Origin of the sequence: Hippea sp. KM1, from assembly GCF_000526195.1 — a bacterium.
In the GTDB taxonomy this organism is placed as follows: Bacteria; Campylobacterota_A; Desulfurellia; order Desulfurellales; family Hippeaceae; genus Hippea.
This window is the reverse complement of record NZ_JAFP01000001.1, coordinates 718,544-738,979: the sequence shown is the minus strand read 5'-3', so window position 1 is coordinate 738,979 and position 20,436 is coordinate 718,544. Positions and strand designations below refer to the sequence as shown.

The window sequence follows — 20,436 nt, the reverse complement described above, 5'->3', positions numbered from 1 at the left end:
TTAGGATAAGGGCTCTCTTGTTGTTGGCAGCTTTTATCTTTGTGTTTAACGGTGTTGCTATGGCGGGCAGTGGGTGGTTTTATTACCATTCACATTTCAAAGGAAAAAAATTAAGGGTTGCTCAAGATAAAGAGTATGCCCACATGCCCAAAGGGTGGAACGACAAGATCTCCTCATACATCATCGATCCCGATACAGAATGTGTCGTTACAAAGAATTCAAAGTTTGGCGGTGGCTCGATGATACTTGAGGCTGGCACATCGGCAGAAGAGATGCCGTCCGGGTGGAATGACAAGTTCTCCTCTATAAAATGCGCCAAAGAGGGCTATTTTACAACAGCATATGAGAGTGCCGCCTATGAACATGCACATTATGCCGGCAAAAGCTTAACACTAACCCACAAAACCTATATAAAGAAGCTATCCAGTGCGTTCAATGATAAGATATCCTCCGTCAGGATTAAGAGCGATGCGGAGTTTGCATGTGATTTTTACAAAGACAAGGACTTCAAGCACCAATTATTTCAGCTTACTCCTGGCAGATCTTACGAAAGGCTAAGCGAATACGGATACGACAACAAGATATCCTCGATTAAGTGCTATTCTTACGATCAATAAGGGGGCTTAAAACCCTCTTATTCTAAAAAATCCCCCTCAACATGAGCAGAATCGCTCTCTTGACATTTTAGAAAAATACTGTTAGTATCAATCCCGCAAGCGGAGAGGTGTCCGAGCCTGGCTGAAGGAGCACGATTGGAAATCGTGTGTAGGGCGAAAAGCTCTACCGCGGGTTCGAATCCCGCCCTCTCCGCCATTTTAATTTAAACGCAAACGGGCGCCCATAGCTCAGTTGGATAGAGCACAAGATTGCGGTTCTTGGGGTCAGAGGTTCGAATCCTCTTGGGCGCGCCATGTTTCTTTTAGCGATGTCCAGCCCGGTGGGCTTGTGCGACACACGCCCTGCTGAACCCCGCCAGGCCCGGAAGGGAGCAACGGTAGGTAGGGTTGTGTGAGCGTGCAATGTCCTGCCAGGTTGGGCATCGCTAAGGGAGATGCGATGTATAAGGTTTTAGCAAGGAAATACAGGCCCTCCAAGCTTTCAGAGGTAATAGGCCAGCCAATAGCCACAACAATCCTGAAAAACGCCATAGAGACAGGCAAGCTTCACCACGCTATACTCTTAGCAGGCCCCATGGGGACGGGTAAAACATCCTTAGCAAGGATCATAGCCAAATCCCTAAACTGCCAAAACGGCCCAACAACAGAACCGTGCGGTGAATGCGAAGCCTGCAGGGCAATAGCCTTGGGCAAGGATGTGGATGTAATAGAGATAGATGGGGCATCAAACAGAAAGATAGAGAATGCGCGCAACATAATAGAAAGCGTTAAATACCCTCCCCTGAAGAGAAGATTTAAGGTTTACATAATAGATGAGGTTCACATGTTTACGCTTGAGGCGTTCAACGCCATGCTAAAAACCATCGAAGAGCCTCCTGAGTATGTAAAATTCATATTCGCAACAACAGCCATAGAGAAGATTCCAGAAACCATACTATCACGATGCCAGATACTAACACTCAACAGAATCCCCCAAAGGGATATTGAGAAAAAACTGAGGTTCATAGCAGAAAAGGAAAAGATAGAGATAGACGATGAGGCAGTTGAACTCATAGCCTATGCAAGTGCAGGAAGCCTAAGGGTTGCAGAGGGCTTCTTAGACAGATGCATGGCGTTCAAGCCCAAAGAGACCATCACAAAGGAAGACGCCTCAATGGTTGTCGGCATACCCACAAGGGATATGGCGGACAATTACCTTGAGGCTGTCTTGAAAAACGAAATAGACAAAGCGCTGGGTGTTGTTGATGATTTGAGCGCAAAATCGTCCAACCTTCAGGTGTTTGTAAGACAGATCATAGATAGCCTATTGCAAAAGAACCTATCAAAAACACACAAAACAGCCCTTATAAACATATTTTACAACGCATTGAAGGATATAAAACAGAAGATTGAGCCCCTCGATGCCGTAATCGTTGCAACGCACAAGGCAGTTGCCGTAAATGATTTAGAAAGCATTGAAAACATAATAAATAAACTCTCAAATATCCCGCAGGCCGCATCTTTAACGCCATCCAACAAAAACACATCCTCAACAGAAGAGAACATCTCTATGAAGCTGCAAAAAACGGATTCCAAACCCCAAGCAAATGAGTTAGTAATAGATAATCAACCAATTGATGAAGAAAAGCCGTCAAAAATAGATATAATTTTGAAAACCTTTGGCGGCAAAATAGTAAATATTGAAAAATTAAAAAAATAATATATAATTAATTAAGCTTTAGAAAGGGGTGATACAATGGCAAAGGGTTTTGGCGGAATGGACCTAAATTCATTAATGGCACAGGCAAAGAAGATCCAGAAACAGATAGCTAAAGCTCAGGAAGAGGCTGCAAAGGAGACGGTTGAGGTAAGCGTCGGTGGTGGTATGGTTTCGGTTTCGGCCAACGGTTTGGGCGAGATAGTCAACATAAAGATATCCAAAGAGATCGTGGATCCAGACGATATAGAAACACTGGAGGATTTAATCCTATCAGGCGTAAATGAGGCTATAAGGAAGGCAAAACAGAATATGGAGGAAAAGATCTCGGCCTTAACGGGCGGGCTTAATATTCCAGGCATGTTTTGATGGCTAATGTTCGTTTGAAGTTGTTGGATGAGCTGGTATCATACCTAAAAAATATACCCGGCATAGGAGAGAAAAACGCATTAAAGTATGCCTTCTGGCTTGCAGAACACAAGGATAAAGCCAGGGCCATCTCAACGCTTCTTAATGAAATATCCACAAGCGTCAAACCGTGCAAATTGTGTTATAACCTAACAATCAACGAAGACGGCATATGCGATATATGCGCAGACAGCTCCCGTAATCGGGGTTTAGTATGCGTCGTTGAATCCATAGAAAATATACTTGAAATCGAGTTGGCAAATGTGTATAATGGGCTCTACTTTATACTGGGGGGAGTAATTTCACCTATATACGGGATAGATAGCATAATAAAGCGCATCGACCATTTAGCACAAAGGATAATAGAAGAGCACATCGAAGAGGTAATTTTACTAATAAGCCCTACGACGGAGGGGGAGTTGACGATTCAGTATATAAAAGAAAAACTAAAACAATCCAGCATAAAGATAACAAAGGTCGCAATAGGCGTGCCTGCAGGGGCAGACATAAACTATATAAACAGGAAAACATTAATCGAAGCCTTCAAAATGAGGACTGTTGCATAAAACAAATTTTGGTGGGGGTCTAAAGATGTCTAAGAAGATGGATATCAGATGGCACGGAAGGGCCGGACAGGGAGCCGTTACGGCAGCCAAAACACTGGCAGAGCTAATCTCTCAAGAGGAGGGAATTTACGCTCAGGGTTTTGCCGTATACGGTGCAGAGAAAAGAGGAGCTCCTGTTGTAGCTTTCACAAGGGTTAATGACAAACCGATCAGGGATCATTCGGAGTATATGGAGCCGGACATTGTCCTGATCCTGGATCCGACATTGATGGGCTTAATCGATGTAAAAGAGGGATTAAAGAAAGACGGTAAGGTAATAGTAAACACGGCATTCGACAAGGAAGAGGTCGTAAAGGAGTTAGGACTTGAGGATTACGAGGTCTATGTGGTCGATGCAAACAAGATAAGCATAGACACCTTGGGCAGGGCCATTCCAAACACACCCATGATCGGTGCTTTAGCAAAGGTGACCGGTCTTTTCAGCAAAGAGGATGTATCAAAGGGTGTTGTCGAGCTATTGGAAGAGGCGGGTAAATTCCCAGAGAAGATAATGGAAGGCAATAGAAAGGCTATAGAGATAGCCTACGAGGAGGTAAAGTAAATGGCTGAAAAGTTGTTAAAGTGGGATGAGGTGCTGATTGGTGCAGCTATAAAGGATCCAGGCAACTCCAAAAGCTATGAAACCGGTTCCTGGAGGGTTGAGCGCCCGGTCTGGAATCCAGACACATGTATTCAATGTATGTTCTGCTGGGTTTACTGCCCGGACAGCTCCATTCTTGTGGATGAAAACGGAAAGATGGTTGGTATAGATTACGACCACTGCAAGGGTTGCGGAATCTGCGTTGAGCAGTGTCCAAGCAAGCCAAAATCGCTGCAGATGATCTTAGAGGCTCAGGCAAAGGGTAAAACAGAGGAAGAGTTAAGAAAAGAAGTCTTTTCCAAGTAAAGCTTAGGAGGAAATAAATGGGTAAAAAAGTAGCATTGACGGGAAACGAGGCTGCCGCCCATGCAATGAGGCAGATCAATCCCGATGTTATAGCAGCCTTTCCAATAACGCCTTCAACACCAATTCCTCAGGCCGTGGCCCAGTTTATAGCCGACGGCGAGATGGATACAGAATTGGTCACCGTTGAGAGCGAACACTCCGCAATGAGTGCCTGCATCGGCGCTGCTGCAGCAGGTGCAAGGGTTATGACGGCAACAAGCGCAAACGGATATGCACTCATGTGGGAGATGCTCTATATAGCAAGCGGCATGAGGCTTCCCATTGTTATGGCCGTTGCAGCAAGGGCGCTCTCTGCTCCGTTGAATATCCACGGAGACCATTCAGACATAATGGGCGGAAGGGATACAGGCTGGATTCAGCTAATCTCTGAAAACTCCCAGGAGGCATACGATAATTTGATTCAGGCCATAAAGATAGCCGAAAATAAGGATGTAATGACGCCTGCGCTGGCTGCATTTGACGGCTTCAACATATCGCACGCCATTGAGATTTGGGAGATGGAAGACGATGCAGCTGTTAAGGAGTTCATAGGCGATTATGAGCCACTATTCCCATTGCTCAACACAGACGAACCGATAACGCACGGCGCCTGGGCTCCACCGGATTGGTATTTTGAGCATAAGATGAGCCAGCTTAAGGGACTTCTAAATGCAAAGGATGTCGTGGAAAAGGTAGGAAAGGAGTTTGGTGAGGCATTTGGAAGGGAATACGGTCTGTATGAGGCATACAAGTTGGACGATGCAGACTTTGTCATCGTTGCTGCAGGTTCTGTTTGCGGCACAACAAAGGATGTCGTGGATAGCCTAAGGGATAACGGCATAAAGGCCGGCCTGTTGAAGATAAGGCTATTCAGGCCATTCCCGTTCAAGGAGATTGCAGACGCCCTGCAGTCTGCCAAAGCCATAGCTATTCTGGATAGGGTATCACCAGCCGGCGCTCAGGGTGGACCTCTATTTAGCGAGATAAGGAGTGCTTTGTATGATACACCCACAAGGGCTCCGATAATCAACTATACATACGGACTCGGTGGAAGGGATACCCAACCCAAACATATAAACTCCGTATATGAGACGCTAAAGAAAATCGTTGAGACGGGTAAGGTTGAAAAACAGTTTGATTGTCTAAACCTAAGAGGAGCATGGGGGTAAGATATGGCTCTGTTAAATGATTTAGCAAAGAAAAAAGAGGGCCTTGTAAGTGGCCATAGATTGTGTCCGGGCTGTACACACTCGGTTATAGCAAGACAGGTGTTTGCTGCAGCCGAAACCGATAAATACGACATAGTCATTGCAGCAGCCACCGGTTGTTTTGAGGTCTCCACGGGTCTTTACCCATACACAAGCTGGAATGTGCCGTGGATACATACGGCTTTTGAGAACGCCGCAAGCACAATAGCCGGTGTTGAGACTGCATACAGGGCGCTAAAGAAAAAGGGTAAAATCAACAAAGACATAAGGTTTATAGCGTTCGCAAGCGACGGAGGCACATACGACATAGGATTGCAGGCGCTCTCTGGTGCCATTGAGAGGGGACATCAATTCCTCTATATCTGCAACGACAACAATGCATACCAGAACACGGGAAACCAGCGCTCAAGCGCAACGCCGTTTGGCGGAACAACAACGACATCGCCAAACGGTAAGGTGAAATTCGGAAAAGAACAGCCAAGGAAGGATATTGTAAGCGTTTTGGAAGGGCATCATATGGAATACATAGCACAGGCCTCACCCTCCAACTGGAGGGATTTGATGAACAAGGTCAAAAAGGCCTTAGATGTCAACGGCCCGACATACATAAATGTCATTGAGCCCTGCACAACCGGATGGGGTTTCCCGCCAAACAAGGCCATCGAGATAGCACAACTGGCCGTTGATACATGCGTATGGCCGCTATATGAGGTAATCAAAGGAAAGGTTGTAATAAATTACAAGCCTCAGAAGAAATTACCCGTTGTGGAATACCTAAAACCGCAAAGGAGATTCGCCCACCTGTTCAAGAAGGGCAACGAATACCTAATTGAAGAGTTCCAAAAACAGGTTGATGCCCATTGGGAGTGGCTGCTTAAAAGAGAGGAGTGCGGCATCTCCTATTTCGAAGACTAAAAAACCATCGGGGAGGTTATGGCATAAAGCCGCCCTCCCCTTCTTCTATCAAACTGCACGCCAAAGCCTCACCAACCAGATAGAGCGAACCGCACAGGAGTATTGTTTTGTAATCTGAATCCAAAAGGCTATTGATACATGCATTTACAGAGTTGAACACCTCAACCGTGCATCCTCTGTTTTTAAGCAAGAACGACTCTATCTGGTGCGGCTCAACGGCAAGAGATGATTTAAGCCTTGGTATTTTTATATTATCCGAAACAGTGCATAATTTAGCTAAATTTCCCTGCCAGTCCTTTGTCTTTAGTGTTGCAAAGACCAAGGCATCAACACAAAAACCAAACCTCTTAATAAGCCCGATCAGGTTTTCAACGGCCGATGCATTATGCGCACCATCGAGTATAAACAGCCTACCCTTCGATTCTATAACCTCAAACCTTCCAGGCCAGAAGACCCTCTTTATGCTAAAGGGATCCAGTCCAAAACCATACCTCTGGTTCAGGATGTCTATGGCAAGCAGGGCAACTGCAACATTGTCTAAGCTAACATTAAAAAAACCCAACCCTTCTGCCCTTTTCACATAACTATCATCGACAAAGAACACCTCAGCATCAACGCTATCCTTGATGGTCTTTATAACAACATCGGGGTTTTTGCAAACAACCCCTAAATTTTTGATGATCTTGCTTTTGGTTAGGGTTATCTTCTCAAGCGTATCGCCCAAATGCTGTGTATGATCAAACGATATGGAGGTTATAATACTCAAGATGGGATTAACCACATTCGTGGCATCAAATTCACCGCCCATGCCAACCTCTAAAACGGCCACATCCACACCGAAATCCTTAAACAGCAGAAAGGCCATCACCGTTAAGAACTCAAAATAGGTCAGACGCTCAAAATTTATACTCTGGATGAAGCGGGCATAATCAAGCAGCACATAAAAAGGGACAACCTTACCGTTAATCCTGAAACGCTCGTTTAACTGAATAAGATGGGGTGATGTGTATGTGCCAACATTGTAATCGGCTTGTTCAAAGGCCAAAGAAAGCATACTGACCACGCTGCCCTTGCCATTTGTCCCACCCACTAAGATGGATTTAAAGCTATCCTGCGGATTGCCTATCTTGTTTAAAAACGATTTGATTCTATCAAGCGATAGATCCATTGCATATGGGTTTAGACTGTTGAGTATGCGGTTTAGCTCTAAAAACGCCTCAATCTCGTTCATGGCTTAACGGCAATGGCTGTGGCATAAAGCCTCGAATGGCTTATAGAGATGGCTATATCGGATGGTGCATCGTGGATAAAAACCACAGGCTTACCACTCTCTTTAGTGATTATCTTTACATCCGAGATTCCAATAGCGCCACCATACACCTTCACAACGGCCTCTTTTGCGCAAAACCTCCCACACAGCGACGGATAGGGGTTCTTCTTAGAAAAACAGTAATCTATCTCTTCCTTACAAAAAATCTTCCTTAAAAACCTATCACCAAACCGCTTATGGGCCCTCTCTATCCTTTCGATTTCCTCTATATCTATGCCGACTTCCATCGCGCCTCTTGTATCAACTGCCTCATCAGCCTTACGGCCTCCTTTATACCGACAAAGACGCTCTTTGCTATTATGCTGTGGCCTATGTTTAACTCCTCTATCTCCTCAATCGCAGCAACCGGTTTTACATTCTCATAGGTAAGGCCGTGCCCTGCATGGACATGCAAACCCAGAGATTTGGCATACTTGGCAGCATCGATTAGTTTTTCAAGCTCCATGCGCCTTTCCACATCGTGTTTTGCATTTGCATAATTGCCCGTGTGGAGCTCTATCGCATCCGCACCCAGGCTCTTTGCCTGCTCGATTTGCCACTCCTGCGGATCTATAAACAGGCTTACGAGGATACCCTTATCTTGTAGCCTCTTTATAACCTCAGATACCCTATCGCTATTTGCCACAACATCTAAGCCGCCCTCTGTTGTAATCTCCTGCCTATTCTCCGGCACAAGCGTCGCCTGGTGTGGTTTTACATCCAGGGCTATCTTAACTATCTCTTCATTCAGACTCATCTCAAGATTCAACGGGATCTTTACAATCTCCTTTACCTGATAAACATCCCTATCTTGAATGTGGCGCCTATCCTCCCTTAAATGCATTGTTATACCGTCGGCTAAGGCCTCCTGAACAAGCAGGGCTGCATATATCGGCTCTGGCTCGTTGGTCTTTCTGGCTTCCCTTATGGTGGCCACATGGTCTATATTAACACCAAGCCTCATCTTAAAAACCCTCCTAAAACCCTTAAATTATCCTCAATATCGGCCTTGCCAGATAAGATAATCGCATCATCGGGTTTTTCAAGCAACTCCTTCTGTTTCAGGTAAATCTCATACCTTCCATCCGATGCACTCCTTTCGCTCTGCCTCTTTTTGAAATGCTCCATTGCCGTTTTATCGTCTATATCAACAAAAACAACCTTAGGCTTTATGCCGAGCCTTATAAACCTTTCAAAAACAGCATCTCTCTGGCTTTTTTTCAAAAAGGTGGCATCCAGAATAACGCTTTTGCCCAACCTTGCAAGCTGATAGGCATCCTCTATCATCTTTTCATAGACCCTCTCTGTCATCTGAGCCGAATAGATGCCGCCACCGAAATCTGCAAGATCCTTCTTGCTTATATCCATACCTGCCAATCTCTTCCTGATTACATCGCTTGAGAGAACCACAAAGCCGTATCTTCTGGACAGCTCAAGTGCCAGCGTGGTCTTTCCAGAGCCACTTAAGCCGCAAAAGATGAGCACCTTAGGCTTGTAATAAGCCGGCAGATAACCAAATGCCAGATCGAAATAGCCGTTGGCCTCCTCGGTGTTGTTCTGAAAGAAGGCTATCTTACCCCTAACATAGGCCCTATAGATCTTATAGAAATCAAGCACCTCCATCATGGTGGCATCCGAGGAATAGTCAAGATAGCTCTTCAAAAACAGCTCAGACAAATCCCATCTATTCTTATTCTCAAGATCCATCAACATAAAGGCGACATCGCTTGCAACATCGGAATACCTGAAGCGCTCATTAAACTCAATGCAATCGTATATATAGATGTGATCCTCATCAACTATACAGACATTCTTGGAATACATATCGCCGTGGCAATCCCTGACCTTGCCCTCATCTATACGCTTTTGGAATACTCCACCGTTTTGGAGATAAAACCTATCCGTATAGTCCTTAATGGCGTCATACTGAAACTGGGTTATAAACGTTCCTATGCCGTTTTTTGTCTGCTCGAAATTCTCATCCGTATTGAATCTATTTGTCTTTAGGCTGCCGAAGGAGGATATGTAATCGTTGGTTGCTGCGGTTTTGTGGAAATCCGCCACCTTTTTTGCCAAAGCATCAATCTGTTTGGGTGTTATCCTATCCTCATCAAGCAAAACATCCATCATCCTATCCTGCGGCATTCTTCTCATCCTTACCGCATAATCGATAACATCACCATCACCGTCTATCGATATATCGCCGTTTTTGATTGTAATCTTGCTAACACCTAAGTATATCTCCTCAGCAAGCCTTTTATTTAGCTCAACCTCCTTCTGGCAAAAATTCAGCCTCTTTTCAATTGTCGTATAATCTAAAAAACCAAAATCCACAGGTTTTTTTATCTTATAGACAAACCCACCCCCAAGCAAAACCCACGATATGTGGGTCTCAATCATCTCAAACCCATACCTATCTATCAATGCATCAATCTGAACCTTTTCCATGTAAAACACCCCTCTTTCTCTTCTGCTCGATGTTGGAATAGACGCATCCGCAGTAAGTCTGCCTGTAAAAACCAAACTCCTTGGACAACTCCACGGAACGCTTGAACCCGTCCTTCTTTTTAAAATCCGTATCCTCAAAATCTATGCCGTATCTTGCAGCAAGCACATCACCTATCGACTTTATCTTCCTATAATCCTTAAGAGGGCTAACCGATAGCGTTGTGGTAAAGTAATCAAAGCCAAGCTCTTCTGCCAACTTAACCGTCTGTTTCATCCTATCCGCATAGCACAAAACGCATCGCTTGCCACCCTCAGGCTCATTCTTGTACACCTTAACCATATCAACCCATCTTTTTGGGTTGTATTCGCCCACATGGAGTTTTATGTCATGGTGCTGACAGAGCCTCTTGATCTCCTCCAACCTTATCTCATACTCCCTTTTGGGGTGTATGTTGGGGTTGTAAAAAAAGACCTCAACATCGTAATCACCCTTTAGCCTCTCTATTACACTTGTCGCACAAGGGGCGCAGCAGGCATGCAGAAGCAATCTCGGCTTTTTGCTCCTTTCTTTTAAAATCCTCTGAATCGGCTTAAAGCTAAACCTGTGAATCGGACACGGCCCGTATTTTTCAAGTGCAACGCTATGCGCCTTTGTGCCATAACCCTTATGTTTCTCAAAGCCATACCTCGGGTATATGTCGGCTGCAAGCTCCATATACCTATCACGCCAAACCTTGGCCAATATGCTTGCCGCTGCTATCGATTTTACCTTCTCATCACCATCGACTATGGTTTTGTACTTTATGGGCAAATCGAATCTATCCTTGCCATCGATAAGCAAAAACGATGGCTTCTCATCCATCACCTCTATCGCCCTCTTTATGGCAAGCTCAACGGCTTTTACTATGCCCAATCTATCGATCTCCTTATTTGAGGCAACGCCTATGCCGTAGATGGAGTTTTCCTTTATGATTTTGTAAAGCTCTTCCCTCTTTTTGGCCGAAAGCTTCTTGGAATCGTCTATATCGTCCAGATGGGGAATGTCTTTTTTCAGTATTACGCAGGCCGCAACAACCGGGCCAGCCCACGGCCCCCTTCCAGCCTCATCTACGCCCGCAGTCTTGCCCATCGCTCGTCGTTTCTTATGAATATCTTGGAGAGCTTCTTAAGACCCAAGTATTGGGCAACGACACCGCATTTTATCAAAAAGAGGAAATAGATTCGCCTATCCTCAAACTCGCTTAAGGTCTCGAAGTTGCCCTGCCCCTTCGATATGATAATATCGGCACTCTCATAAACGGCCTTGCACTCGCCTTTTGCAAAATCAGGCCAGAATCCCGGAATGAGCTGGCCAGAATCTATCACCCTTGCGATTTTATCCATTCCCACATAGATAGCATCCTCTAAGCCGACATCGTTTATTATAGGACCGCCCCTGACAATAACAAACAGTTCTTTTTCGGGATACAGACCCCTTATCGTTTCAAGCAGGATCTTATCAAACACTATCTCACCGGCGTTGTCTGCAAGCAGAACTATCCTTTTGGATTTTTCCAAATCCCCCTTGAATAGCTCAAAATCGGTCAAATCAAGCGGGTTTCTTACAACCTCATCTATGGTATTTTCAAGGCTAAAACTCCCGATTTGGGAACCAAAATCGATTATATTGCCGGCCAGGGCGAGTCTTACAGCATAAAGAAGGGGATCGTCTGCCTGTTCTATCTGTTTTTTGGCAAATTCTTCATACTTCAATGCTATGTCGTTGTATTTCTTCTTTATCTGCTTGTAAGGGTCATCTATGCCCAGGCTCCTTCTAATTGTGCCATAGACCTCCTCGCTAATCAAAGGAGGGGGGAGTTCAACATCTATATCCTGCAAAACCCTTACCACCTCTTGAGCAGGCTTTAGCAGATGGTCTCTATCCGAATAAAACAGTCTGCTTGAGCGTATGGCCTGAGATATAAAACATTGATAACATTCAGCATGCACCCTCATGACAGGTTGATTATATTATTTTGTCTAAAACTTTCAATTAAAAATGGGTTTGTGTATAATTGGAATGTGGTGGATAGGAACAAAAAGATAGACATATACAAAACCTTTTACGGCACATCGCTATCGGCCAAAATCTACAGATTCTCGATGCAGATCATAACGGCGTTATCCCTTGTTGCTATCGTGGGATACGACAACGCCATACCCATATACATAGGCTCACCGAAGGTTTACAAGGTGATAGAGTTAACAACCATATTTGCCTTTGGGTTCGACTTCATCATAAGAACGATCCTCTTCCTTGAACGGCTAAACACAAAAAACGAACCAACCGGTCTGGGCTTCCCTAAGATATTAACACCCAAAAACACAGCCGCATCAAGGATCAGATGCATAATAGCCTATGCCGTATCACCGGGCACCCTGATAAACCTCCTATCGATGGTTCCTTACGGATACCTCCCATACCCATATAGAATCGCCGTCCTGATAGCAAGGATATTTAAGGGTGCAAGCTTCAGCAAGAGCGTGCAGGAGTTGGCCGAAGGCCTAAAGGAGAAGACCTTTGAGATATCCATAGTTTTCGTCATATTCTTCTTTGTAATCACCGGCTCATCCATAGTTATGTTGATAGCAGAGGGGCATAAAAACCCCCACATACAAAACCTATTCGACGCCATTTGGTGGAGTATAGTAACATTTACAACGGTGGGCTATGGAGATATCACACCCATCACCCCAATAGGAAGAACGATTGCCTCATTCTTGATGGTAATGGGCATTTCTGGCATCGCACTCCTAACAGGTATAATCTCAAGCGCCTTTACCGATAGAATACTAAAACTCAAGCTCAATACGGAGGAGATCATGGAAAGGAAGATAGAAAAACTCTCAAACCACTTTATCATCTGCGGATACGGCAGGGTTGGCAAGGTTGTGGCCAAGGAGATGGAGCGTTTCAAGAAGCCGTTTGTCGTAATCGAGGAAAACCAGGAGGCGGCAAGGGAGGCGATAGAAAACGGCTATCTGGTCATAACAGGCAGCGCAACGGATGAGGAGATCCTAAAAAAAGCGAGGGTAAAACAGGCTCAGGGTATAGCCCTTGTTATGGATTCAGATGCAGATAACATATACACACTGATTACAGCAAAGGATGAAAACAAAGACATCCTGGCCGTTGCCAGAGCCAACTCTGAGGATTCGGTAAAGAAGTTTGTAAAATTGGGTGCAAAAACCATCTCGCCATACCAATCCAGCGGATACGACATCTCCAGAATGCTCATATCACCAAAAACCGCAGAGCTGGTATCCATCGTCATGCAATCCGACAAAACCATAGAGATGGGTGAGTTTTACATAACAAAGGACTCACCCTATGCCGGCAAGAAGATAAAAGAAACGGATATCAGAAGCAGATACAACCTCATAATCATCGCCATGGTTGGTAAGGACAAATCTACCCGCTTCAACCCGAAAGCAGAGGATATAATCGATGTCGGTTCAACCCTTATATGCGTTGGAACAAAGGAGGATATGGAAAGGTTTGAGAAGGCTATATCTTAGGCCTCTTGCTTGAAAAAATAAACCTGATTATCAAAACACACACCATCGCAAAGACCACAACAAGCAGGCTGGCTGCAAAACCACTCTTGAAGTTGCCTTCTGCAATCTTCAAATAGATATTGATGGGTATGTTTTCAGTCTTGTATGCTATCCCGCCGCCAACAAGCAGCGTGGCACCAAACTCACCAAGACTCCTGAGCCAGCTTAAAATCAAGCCGCTGAATATGCCATAAAACGACAGCCTGAATGTGGTATCAAAAAAAGACCTAAAAGGCGATGCCCCAAGCGTCATGGCTATCCTCTCATATACAGGCGGTATAAGCTCAAAAGCCGATTTAGAGGCCTTAACCGTAAAGGGAAAAGAGATGAAAAACTGTGCAATAGCAGCACCCCAGAAGGTAAAGACAAACGAATAGACCTTCCCTATCAAGGGACTATTGAATAGATTTAGCAGGAGGGCGCCGACAACCAAAGGCGGGATAACCAAAGGCACATCAAAAATCACATCGGCCAGCTTGGACACCCATCCAATATTCCTGGCAAGGAAAAACCCGGTGGGTATACCCAAAACGGCAGAGAGAAACACAGAAAAAAGCGAAGTCTCAAGCCCAAAAACAACGGCAGAGATAAACTCACCATCCCTAAAAAGCCCGAACAATTCATCCACAGACACATCCCAGAATCCATACACAAGAAGAACGGTCAAAAACAGAACAAGCAAACCAAGCGGTATAAGGGCAATTCTGGTTAGCTTCATCTGTCCCCCTCGCAGGATGAACACCCAATTAAGCTATCCTTTTTTAGCGATACAAAAACCCTCTTTTTGCTTTTTAGGTCCATCTTACCGGCAGCATGGTTCGGTAAATGGACAATAAAAAAAAGACCCTTGCTTTTCAATCTAACCACACTGAACCCACCCATGCAGGTGATGGATAGTATCTCTGCCTCTATCCTATTCTCCTTATCCGATGTATCCACATCGTCCCTCAAAATTATTATCTCATCTGGCCTAATGCAGAAAAACTCCGAGCATCCATCCTCTATATCAAACCAGAATTCACCTATCCTAACCCTGCCACTTGTGCACTCATCGGCCTTAAAGATGTTTCTAAAACCCACAGCTATAGCCGTCTCAACACATCTGGGTCTTAAAAACACATCAAGCTTATCGGATAACTCTAAAACCCTGCCATCCTTAATGAAGGCCATCTGTTGGGCAAACATAAAGGCCTCCTCCAGATTATGGCTAACGAATATGGATGGCAAACCTATCTCGTCTATAATCCTTATAAGGAAATAGCCCAACTCCTCAGCAACAGGCCTATCCAGGGCGCTAAAGGGCTCATCAAGCAGAAGCAGCTTCGGCTTAGACAGGATAGCCCTGATTATGGCAACCCTCTGCTTCTGACCACCGCTTAGCTGATGAGGATACGAATACAGATGCTCTTTTATGTTGGATTTTTCAATAAGGGCATCAAAAAGCCCCCTATCAACCTCAATACCCTTAACCCTTGCAGGATACAATAGGTTTTCCATAACATTTAGATGGGGAAAGAGCGTATATTCCTGCGGCACATAACCGATGCCCCTTTTATGCACAGGAATAGATAAACCCTCCCTCTTATCAAAAAGCTTCTCCCCTTTCAATGCAATAACGCCATCATCCGGATCGTAAAAGCCGGCTATCATCTTCAGAATAGAGGATTTACCGCTTCCAGATGGGCCAAAGATTACATTCTTCAGCCCCTTAAACTCCATGCAAACATCTATATGGAGCTTCTCAAAGCGCTTTTTTATCTCTATCTTTATCATCAATGGGCTTTGAAGCAGAGTCTGTTTAGGTTTAGAAGGGAAGCCACTCCTGCAATGGTCGTCCCGTAAAATATAACGATTCTATTTTTATTGTTCCTCTTTGATGCCTCCAAAAGCCCATCTATCGTTCCGTTTACAACAGAAGAGCCTGTAATCAAGCCCAAAAAGCTCCTCTCAACAACCTCAATGGAATGTATCCTGCCGTCCAATATCTCAACACCCTCGAATTTCTTACCGATATTATCCTCATCCATATCGGATATGAGCACATTATCCTTGCCAAAGACCCGTATGGCGGCCTCTGCAAGCGCAGGCTGCAGCCCCACAAGACCCAATGTGGTGTTTTCACCCCACCTTCTAAAAAAGCGCTCCATCATCTCCTCTGCGCACTCCTCAGGCTCGGTATCCTTGCAATGAACCGTCCCCCATGTCATATCCAAGTGTCTCAAGACGGCGTTGATACTTGCAACAACCACAGCCCTATTCCTGCTTCTATCCAACGGAAGCGATATGACATCCTCTATAGTGCCTTCAAAATCGCTGGGTTCATCGGTAAAGGCCTGCCCCTTTGAGTTGAGGAATGTCGCCTCAACCAACACCTCCTTGCCCTTAAGCAGGGGATAATCATCCCTGGAGGGTTTACCTATAGCCTCTTCTGGCTTCAATGGCCTCATCTTTATCTTCACATATTCATCGAGCAAACCCTTATCCTTGACAATCTGCACAAACCTCTCCACAGCCGTCTGCAATACACCCATTATAAGCCCCCTTTTATGTCTCTAAGGAAAAATAGAAAAGTGAACAAAATACCTCCTTTCCAAATACGGGAGGCGCAAGCGTTTCCACTTACACCCTATCGGCGGAAAAACCATAGGCGGCCAAACAATGCCCTTAGGTTTAACCGCTCGGAGATGGCTATTTTTTATTAAATTTTAAGGATAAAGTCAAGAAAAGGGCCGGCTTGGGCAGCCGGCTTTTTGGGTGTTTACTTCTTTGAATCCCCGTTCTTATTCATCTCCTCTTCAAGCTTCTCCCTAAGCTCGGTAAGCTTATCCAAGACAGAGGCATCCTCTAAAGTGGATATATCTTGATTGATCTTCTTGCCAGCTGCTATATCCTTAAGCAGCCTCCTCATGATCTTCCCGGAGCGTGTCTTTGGTAATGTATCTGTAAAGATTATCTCCTGCGGTTTTGCGATAGGGCCAATCTCCTTCTGGACATGCTCCCTCAATTCCCTCACAAGCTCGTCGTGATGCGTCCTGTCGACACCGTCCTTAAGCACCACGAACGCCACAATGGCCTCGCCGGTAATCTCATCCGGCCTTCCAACAACAGCGGCCTCGGCCACATACCTGTGCGATACAAGGGCACTCTCAACCTCCATCGTTCCGATCCTGTGGCCTGAGACATTCAAGACATCATCGACCCTTCCCATGATCCAGAAATAGCCATCGCTATCCTTCCTTGCTCCATCGCCTGCAAAGTAATAACCCTTATCCTTAAACTTCTTCCAATATGTCTCTATAAACCTATTATCATCGCCCCATACTGTTCTCAACATAGAGGGCCACGGCTTTGTGATAACCAACAGGCCTCCTTTATCCGCATCCCTTATAGGATTACCCTCCATATCAACAACCTCTGCAAATATACCGGGCAGAGGCATACCGGCTGAACCGGGCTTTGCAGGCTGAGCCCCTGGCACAGTTGTAATCATGTGGCCGCCGGTCTCTGTCTGCCACCATGTATCCACGATGGGGGCCCTTTCGTTGCCAACGGTTTGATAATACCACACCCATGCCTCGGGGTTTATCGGCTCACCCACAGTGCCGAGCAGTCTCAACGACGATAGATCGTGCTTCAACACCCACTCGTTGCCCAACCTCATCAATGCCCTGATGGCCGTCGGTGCTGTATAGAGTATGTTTATTGAGTGCTTCTCCACAAGCTCCCACCACTTTGCAGGTGTCGGATATGTTGGGACACCCTCATACATAACGGTCGTGGCACCCATAGCCAAAGGCCCATAAACTCCGTAAGAGTGCCCTGTAATCCAGCCAATATCGGCCGTGCACCAGAAAGTATCCTCATCCTTTATGTCGAATACCCACTTCATCGTGAGCATAGTCCACAACAGATAGCCGGCTGTCGAATGGACAACGCCCTTGGGTTTGCCTGTTGAGCCGGATGTGTAAAGTATGAACAGTGGATCCTCAGAATCCATCGTCTCGGGTTGGCAGTAAATCTGCGCATAGTCCGGATCGCCCATTAAATCCTGATACCAGAAATCCCTCAGCGGCTTCATGTGTATATCCCTGTCTATATGCCTTACAACAACGACATAATCGACCTTATGCTCAAGCCCTACCATGGCCTCATCAACCTTGCTCTTCAGCGGAATGGCCTTGCCGTTTCTAAAACCACCATCGGCCGTGATTACAACCTTAGGCTTTGCATCCTCTATTCTATCCCTCAAGGCTTCCGATGAAAAACCACCAAAGACAACGCTGTGTATTGCACCGATCCTGGCGCTTGCAAGCATTGCAACGGCAGCCTCGGGTATCATGGGCATATAGATCAAAACCCTATCACCCTTCTTTACACCGAGGGTTTTCAGAACGCTTGCAAATTTGTTGACCTCTATGTAAAGCTCCTGATAGGTCATAACCCTCGTATCGCCGTTTTCACTCTCCCAGATGATTGCCGCCTTGTTCTTTCTCCAGCTCTTTATATGTCTATCCAGGCAGTTATAAGAGACATTGAGCTTACCACCAATGAAAAACTTATAAAACGGCGGATTGGAATCATCCAATACCTCATCAAACCTCTTAAACCAATCTATCTTTTTTATTGCAAAATATCTCCAGAAGCCCTCCCAATCACTCTCTGCCCATTTTTTGAGCCTTTCATATTCATCTGAGTCTATGTTCGCCTTTTGAGCAAAATCAATGGAAGGATAAAAAACCCTGTTCTCCTTGAGCTTGGATTCGATAACACCCTTTTGCTTGCCCATAATCTCCCCCTTTATGAAAAAATTTATTAAACCCTTTTTTAATTTTATACAAGAAATGGACAATAGTGTCAAGAATTATATGGCTTTAACTAATTGACGGAAAATGTATTAAGGCATTGTTAATATATAAGTTGTATTTATCTAAAGCTTCTTCACAAGGATCACGATACGCCTGTTTATGGGGTCTTCAGGGTTGGTTCCAGGCACCGGTCTGGTATCACCATATCCCACAATACTATCGAACCTATCGGCCGAAACACCTACAGCCTCTATCTCCCTCCTTGCTGCATTGGCCCTCATCGTGGAAAGATCCCAATTGCTCAAACCACCAACCACATAGGGATGGGCATCCGTATGCCCCTCGATAGTGATCTTATTCGATATATCGGCAAGCTGCTGAGCCACTATGTCCAACACCTCTTTAGCCCACGGCTCAAGCTTATCCGATCCAGGATAAAACATAGGCCTTTTGTTTTTGTCAAATATCACTATACGCAGCCCCTCTTCTGTTATCTCCATCTTGATCTGGTTTCTGTATTGCAACAGCTCTTTTCTGCTTGCTATAACCTGCTGGATCTTCTTCATTATGTTATAGAGGTTCATCGTCTGCTTGCTCTGGCCAATTCCGCCACCGCTCTTTCTCAAAACCTTAGGTATAAGCCCCCTGCCCTTCAGCGTCTTTTGGGGCTGAATGGACGGAAGCGGCATCTCGGGTATTCGTTGAGAAACGGTCAGGCTTCTTGAGCCTATATCGAACACGCCCTTGGATGGGAGCATTGAGGAGCCCTCTGTCAGCGATGTGGCACCTGGCTGGGTAAAATAGGTGGATAGCACCTTTCTCTGCTTAACATTGGTGGCGGCAATCAGCCACATGACCAAAAAGAAGGCCATCATGGAGGTCATGAAGTCCCCGTATGCAACCTCCCAGGCGCTGCCTCCACCCTCTTCACACTTACATTTCTTGCATTTTTTGACTATTCCACCCTCTTGGTTCTCTTCAGCCATATCACTTACCCTTTACAAAGGATTCGGCCTCATCAAACTCAGGCCTTGCAAGTGGTGGAATACTCTCCCTTACAGCCTCCATGGCTATAATCGGTGCATCACCCTTGGCTATGTATATTATGCCTGTCTTTAAGGCGTTGAGATAGGCAACCATATCTTCTGTTTTGAATTCGGCATACTTGGCCATAGGACCGAATATTCCATAACACATAAGCAAACCCAGGAATGTTCCTGTAAGGGCTGCTGCGATATGCTCACCAATTACAAGAATAGAACCACCCAAGGCGCCCATCGTCAGGATAACACCCATAACAGCTGCAACGATACCCATACCAGGCATCGACTCAGCCAATACTCCCACCATCTTTGCAGGCGCCATGGCCTCCTTCTCTATACTCTCTATGTTGGTATCCAGCATCTCCTCTAATTTTTCCACCTCAATACCGGTAACGATATTCCTTAAGGCGTCGATCAAGAGGCTTCTTGCCTCCTTGTTCTTTAAAAAGAAGGTTGCATCCTGCAAAATCGGGGATGATTCCGGATCATCGACAACGGCCTCTAACGATAGAATACCGTCTTTTCTGACCTTTGTGGATAGATCATAGACGATCTTCAACAACTCTAAATAGTTCTTCTTGTTGTATGGATCGGGCTTTGCAATACCCAAGATAACACCAAATGAGCCCTTCAATGCGCTGGGTGAGGCGTTGGAGAGCAACATGCCAAAAAAAGCACCGAACAAGACTATATACTCACCGATCTGGATTAGAACAGCAGGATTACCACCCTCATAGACAAATGCTCCGACAACTGCCAACAGCGTTAGAACTATACCACCAGCGTTCATTTAACCTCCTGCCCAAAAAGCAGTCTCATATTACATATTCGGCTGCTTT

21 protein-coding genes, 2 tRNA genes, 1 other RNA gene and 1 riboswitch are annotated in these 20,436 nt (G+C 45.3%); of the genes, 12 read left to right on the top strand and 12 right to left on the bottom strand.

Features of this window, described 5'->3' with window-relative positions; all coding sequences use genetic code 11:
* Window positions 1–20 precede the first annotated feature (20 nt).
* From D891_RS0103760 to D891_RS0103715, 11 genes are all read left to right on the top strand, one after another.
* Entirely contained in the window at window positions 21–617 is a 597-nt protein-coding gene (locus D891_RS0103760; RefSeq protein WP_156919061.1) for a beta/gamma crystallin-related protein, read from the top strand.
* 101 nt (window positions 618–718) lie between these two features.
* Window positions 719–813 (top strand) — tRNA-Ser (locus tag D891_RS0103755).
* Between the two features lie 21 nt (window positions 814–834).
* Window positions 835–911: transfer RNA gene (locus D891_RS0103750), tRNA-Arg, on the top strand.
* A gap of 23 nt (window positions 912–934) precedes the next feature.
* Window positions 935–1,034: signal recognition particle sRNA small type (gene ffs / locus D891_RS09710), an RNA gene on the top strand.
* A gap of 22 nt (window positions 1,035–1,056) precedes the next feature.
* Complete coding sequence (gene dnaX / locus D891_RS0103745; RefSeq protein ID WP_025209695.1) at window positions 1,057–2,316, top strand: DNA polymerase III subunit gamma/tau; 1,260 nt, start codon at window positions 1,057–1,059, stop codon at window positions 2,314–2,316.
* Window positions 2,317–2,352: 36 nt separating this feature from the next.
* Window positions 2,353–2,682 (top strand): YbaB/EbfC family nucleoid-associated protein, encoded by a 330-nt coding sequence (locus D891_RS0103740; protein ID WP_025209694.1) that lies wholly within the window; start codon window positions 2,353–2,355, stop codon window positions 2,680–2,682.
* Window positions 2,682–3,287, top strand: coding sequence for a recombination mediator RecR (recR, locus tag D891_RS0103735; protein ID WP_029951981.1), 606 nt, complete (start codon window positions 2,682–2,684; stop codon window positions 3,285–3,287). Before D891_RS0103740 ends, recR begins: the two co-directional genes overlap by 1 nt.
* Before the next feature lie 25 nt (window positions 3,288–3,312).
* Complete coding sequence (locus tag D891_RS09850; RefSeq protein ID WP_025209692.1) at window positions 3,313–3,888, top strand: 2-oxoacid:acceptor oxidoreductase family protein; 576 nt, start codon at window positions 3,313–3,315, stop codon at window positions 3,886–3,888.
* The gene (locus tag D891_RS09845) at window positions 3,889–4,233 is read left to right on the top strand and encodes a 4Fe-4S dicluster domain-containing protein (protein WP_025209691.1); all 345 of its coding nucleotides are present in this window, start codon (window positions 3,889–3,891) and stop codon (window positions 4,231–4,233) included.
* A 17-nt stretch (window positions 4,234–4,250) separates the two neighbouring features.
* Window positions 4,251–5,441, top strand: coding sequence for a pyruvate ferredoxin oxidoreductase (gene porA, locus D891_RS0103720; RefSeq protein ID WP_025209690.1), 1,191 nt, complete (start codon window positions 4,251–4,253; stop codon window positions 5,439–5,441).
* 3 nt (window positions 5,442–5,444) lie between these two features.
* On the top strand, window positions 5,445–6,395 hold the full coding sequence (locus D891_RS0103715) for a thiamine pyrophosphate-dependent enzyme (RefSeq protein WP_025209689.1): 951 nt from the start codon (window positions 5,445–5,447) through the stop codon (window positions 6,393–6,395).
* 16 nt (window positions 6,396–6,411) lie between these two features.
* On the opposite strand, the gene D891_RS0103710 is transcribed toward D891_RS0103715, so the two are convergent.
* The 6 genes from D891_RS0103710 to D891_RS0103680 are packed head-to-tail and all read right to left on the bottom strand — an operon-like array spanning window position 6,412 to window position 12,147.
* Window positions 6,412–7,626 (bottom strand): bifunctional folylpolyglutamate synthase/dihydrofolate synthase, encoded by a 1,215-nt coding sequence (locus D891_RS0103710; protein ID WP_025209688.1) that lies wholly within the window; start codon window positions 7,624–7,626, stop codon window positions 6,412–6,414.
* The gene (gene acpS / locus D891_RS0103705) at window positions 7,623–7,952 is read right to left on the bottom strand and encodes a holo-ACP synthase (RefSeq protein WP_025209687.1); all 330 of its coding nucleotides are present in this window, start codon (window positions 7,950–7,952) and stop codon (window positions 7,623–7,625) included. The genes D891_RS0103710 and acpS overlap by 4 nt, the downstream gene beginning before the upstream one ends.
* Window positions 7,937–8,668, bottom strand: a complete 732-nt coding sequence (locus tag D891_RS0103700; RefSeq protein ID WP_025209686.1) for a pyridoxine 5'-phosphate synthase — start codon at window positions 8,666–8,668, stop codon at window positions 7,937–7,939. Before D891_RS0103700 ends, acpS begins: the two co-directional genes overlap by 16 nt.
* On the bottom strand, window positions 8,665–10,152 hold the full coding sequence (locus tag D891_RS0103695) for a bifunctional aminoglycoside phosphotransferase/ATP-binding protein (protein ID WP_025209685.1): 1,488 nt from the start codon (window positions 10,150–10,152) through the stop codon (window positions 8,665–8,667). The genes D891_RS0103700 and D891_RS0103695 overlap by 4 nt, the downstream gene beginning before the upstream one ends.
* Entirely contained in the window at window positions 10,133–11,281 is a 1,149-nt protein-coding gene (locus D891_RS09700; protein ID WP_084042306.1) for a ribonuclease HII, read from the bottom strand. The genes D891_RS0103695 and D891_RS09700 overlap by 20 nt, the downstream gene beginning before the upstream one ends.
* Window positions 11,260–12,147: a damage-control phosphatase ARMT1 family protein gene (locus tag D891_RS0103680; RefSeq protein WP_084042305.1), complete on the bottom strand. Its 888-nt coding sequence runs from the start codon at window positions 12,145–12,147 to the stop codon at window positions 11,260–11,262. Before D891_RS0103680 ends, D891_RS09700 begins: the two co-directional genes overlap by 22 nt.
* 69 nt (window positions 12,148–12,216) lie before the next feature.
* On the opposite strand from D891_RS0103680, the gene D891_RS0103675 reads away from it, so the two are divergent.
* Window positions 12,217–13,710 (top strand): potassium channel family protein, encoded by a 1,494-nt coding sequence (locus tag D891_RS0103675; RefSeq protein ID WP_198014780.1) that lies wholly within the window; start codon window positions 12,217–12,219, stop codon window positions 13,708–13,710.
* On the opposite strand, the gene D891_RS0103670 is transcribed toward D891_RS0103675, so the two are convergent.
* From D891_RS0103670 to D891_RS0103645, 6 genes are all read right to left on the bottom strand, one after another.
* Window positions 13,700–14,467, bottom strand: coding sequence for a molybdate ABC transporter permease subunit (locus D891_RS0103670; protein ID WP_025209683.1), 768 nt, complete (start codon window positions 14,465–14,467; stop codon window positions 13,700–13,702). The two genes, D891_RS0103675 and D891_RS0103670, sit on opposite strands and share 11 nt — an antisense overlap.
* Complete coding sequence (locus D891_RS09445) at window positions 14,464–15,522, bottom strand: ABC transporter ATP-binding protein (RefSeq protein ID WP_025209682.1); 1,059 nt, start codon at window positions 15,520–15,522, stop codon at window positions 14,464–14,466. The genes D891_RS0103670 and D891_RS09445 overlap by 4 nt, the downstream gene beginning before the upstream one ends.
* Complete coding sequence (locus D891_RS0103660; protein ID WP_025209681.1) at window positions 15,522–16,280, bottom strand: Rossmann-like domain-containing protein; 759 nt, start codon at window positions 16,278–16,280, stop codon at window positions 15,522–15,524. The genes D891_RS09445 and D891_RS0103660 overlap by 1 nt, the downstream gene beginning before the upstream one ends.
* A 36-nt stretch (window positions 16,281–16,316) precedes the next feature.
* A riboswitch (molybdenum cofactor riboswitch) is annotated at window positions 16,317–16,445 on the bottom strand.
* Window positions 16,446–16,507: 62 nt separating this feature from the next.
* Window positions 16,508–18,535, bottom strand: a complete 2,028-nt coding sequence (acs, locus tag D891_RS0103655) for an acetate--CoA ligase (protein WP_025209680.1) — start codon at window positions 18,533–18,535, stop codon at window positions 16,508–16,510.
* 141 nt (window positions 18,536–18,676) lie between these two features.
* On the bottom strand, window positions 18,677–19,540 hold the full coding sequence (locus D891_RS0103650) for a flagellar motor protein MotB (protein ID WP_025209679.1): 864 nt from the start codon (window positions 19,538–19,540) through the stop codon (window positions 18,677–18,679).
* Between the two features lies 1 nt (window position 19,541).
* On the bottom strand, window positions 19,542–20,387 hold the full coding sequence (locus tag D891_RS0103645) for a motility-associated protein (RefSeq protein WP_025209678.1): 846 nt from the start codon (window positions 20,385–20,387) through the stop codon (window positions 19,542–19,544).
* Window positions 20,388–20,436: the final 49 nt, after the last annotated feature.

Excerpts from the sequence above, each read along its gene's own strand:
- D891_RS09445 (WP_025209682.1), bottom strand. The coding sequence starts at position 15,522 with ATGATAAAGATAGAGATAAAAAAGCGCTTTGAGAAGCTCCATATAGAT.
- D891_RS09845 (WP_025209691.1), top strand. The coding sequence starts at position 3,889 with ATGGCTGAAAAGTTGTTAAAGTGGGATGAGGTGCTGATTGGTGCAGCT.
- D891_RS0103695 (WP_025209685.1), bottom strand. The coding sequence starts at position 10,152 with ATGGAAAAGGTTCAGATTGATGCATTGATAGATAGGTATGGGTTTGAG.
- D891_RS0103650 (WP_025209679.1), bottom strand. The coding sequence starts at position 19,540 with ATGGCTGAAGAGAACCAAGAGGGTGGAATAGTCAAAAAATGCAAGAAA.
- D891_RS0103740 (WP_025209694.1), top strand. The coding sequence starts at position 2,353 with ATGGCAAAGGGTTTTGGCGGAATGGACCTAAATTCATTAATGGCACAG.
- D891_RS09850 (WP_025209692.1), top strand. The coding sequence starts at position 3,313 with ATGTCTAAGAAGATGGATATCAGATGGCACGGAAGGGCCGGACAGGGA.
- D891_RS0103660 (WP_025209681.1), bottom strand. The coding sequence starts at position 16,280 with ATGGGTGTATTGCAGACGGCTGTGGAGAGGTTTGTGCAGATTGTCAAG.
- D891_RS0103715 (WP_025209689.1), top strand. The coding sequence starts at position 5,445 with ATGGCTCTGTTAAATGATTTAGCAAAGAAAAAAGAGGGCCTTGTAAGT.
- recR (WP_029951981.1), top strand. The coding sequence starts at position 2,682 with ATGGCTAATGTTCGTTTGAAGTTGTTGGATGAGCTGGTATCATACCTA.
- porA (WP_025209690.1), top strand. The coding sequence starts at position 4,251 with ATGGGTAAAAAAGTAGCATTGACGGGAAACGAGGCTGCCGCCCATGCA.
- D891_RS0103670 (WP_025209683.1), bottom strand. The coding sequence starts at position 14,467 with ATGAAGCTAACCAGAATTGCCCTTATACCGCTTGGTTTGCTTGTTCTG.
- D891_RS0103700 (WP_025209686.1), bottom strand. The coding sequence starts at position 8,668 with ATGAGGCTTGGTGTTAATATAGACCATGTGGCCACCATAAGGGAAGCC.
- acpS (WP_025209687.1), bottom strand. The coding sequence starts at position 7,952 with ATGGAAGTCGGCATAGATATAGAGGAAATCGAAAGGATAGAGAGGGCC.
- acs (WP_025209680.1), bottom strand. The coding sequence starts at position 18,535 with ATGGGCAAGCAAAAGGGTGTTATCGAATCCAAGCTCAAGGAGAACAGG.
- D891_RS0103645 (WP_025209678.1), bottom strand. The coding sequence starts at position 20,387 with ATGAACGCTGGTGGTATAGTTCTAACGCTGTTGGCAGTTGTCGGAGCA.
- dnaX (WP_025209695.1), top strand. The coding sequence starts at position 1,057 with ATGTATAAGGTTTTAGCAAGGAAATACAGGCCCTCCAAGCTTTCAGAG.
- D891_RS09700 (WP_084042306.1), bottom strand. The coding sequence starts at position 11,281 with ATGGGCAAGACTGCGGGCGTAGATGAGGCTGGAAGGGGGCCGTGGGCT.
- D891_RS0103680 (WP_084042305.1), bottom strand. The coding sequence starts at position 12,147 with ATGAGGGTGCATGCTGAATGTTATCAATGTTTTATATCTCAGGCCATA.
- D891_RS0103710 (WP_025209688.1), bottom strand. The coding sequence starts at position 7,626 with ATGAACGAGATTGAGGCGTTTTTAGAGCTAAACCGCATACTCAACAGT.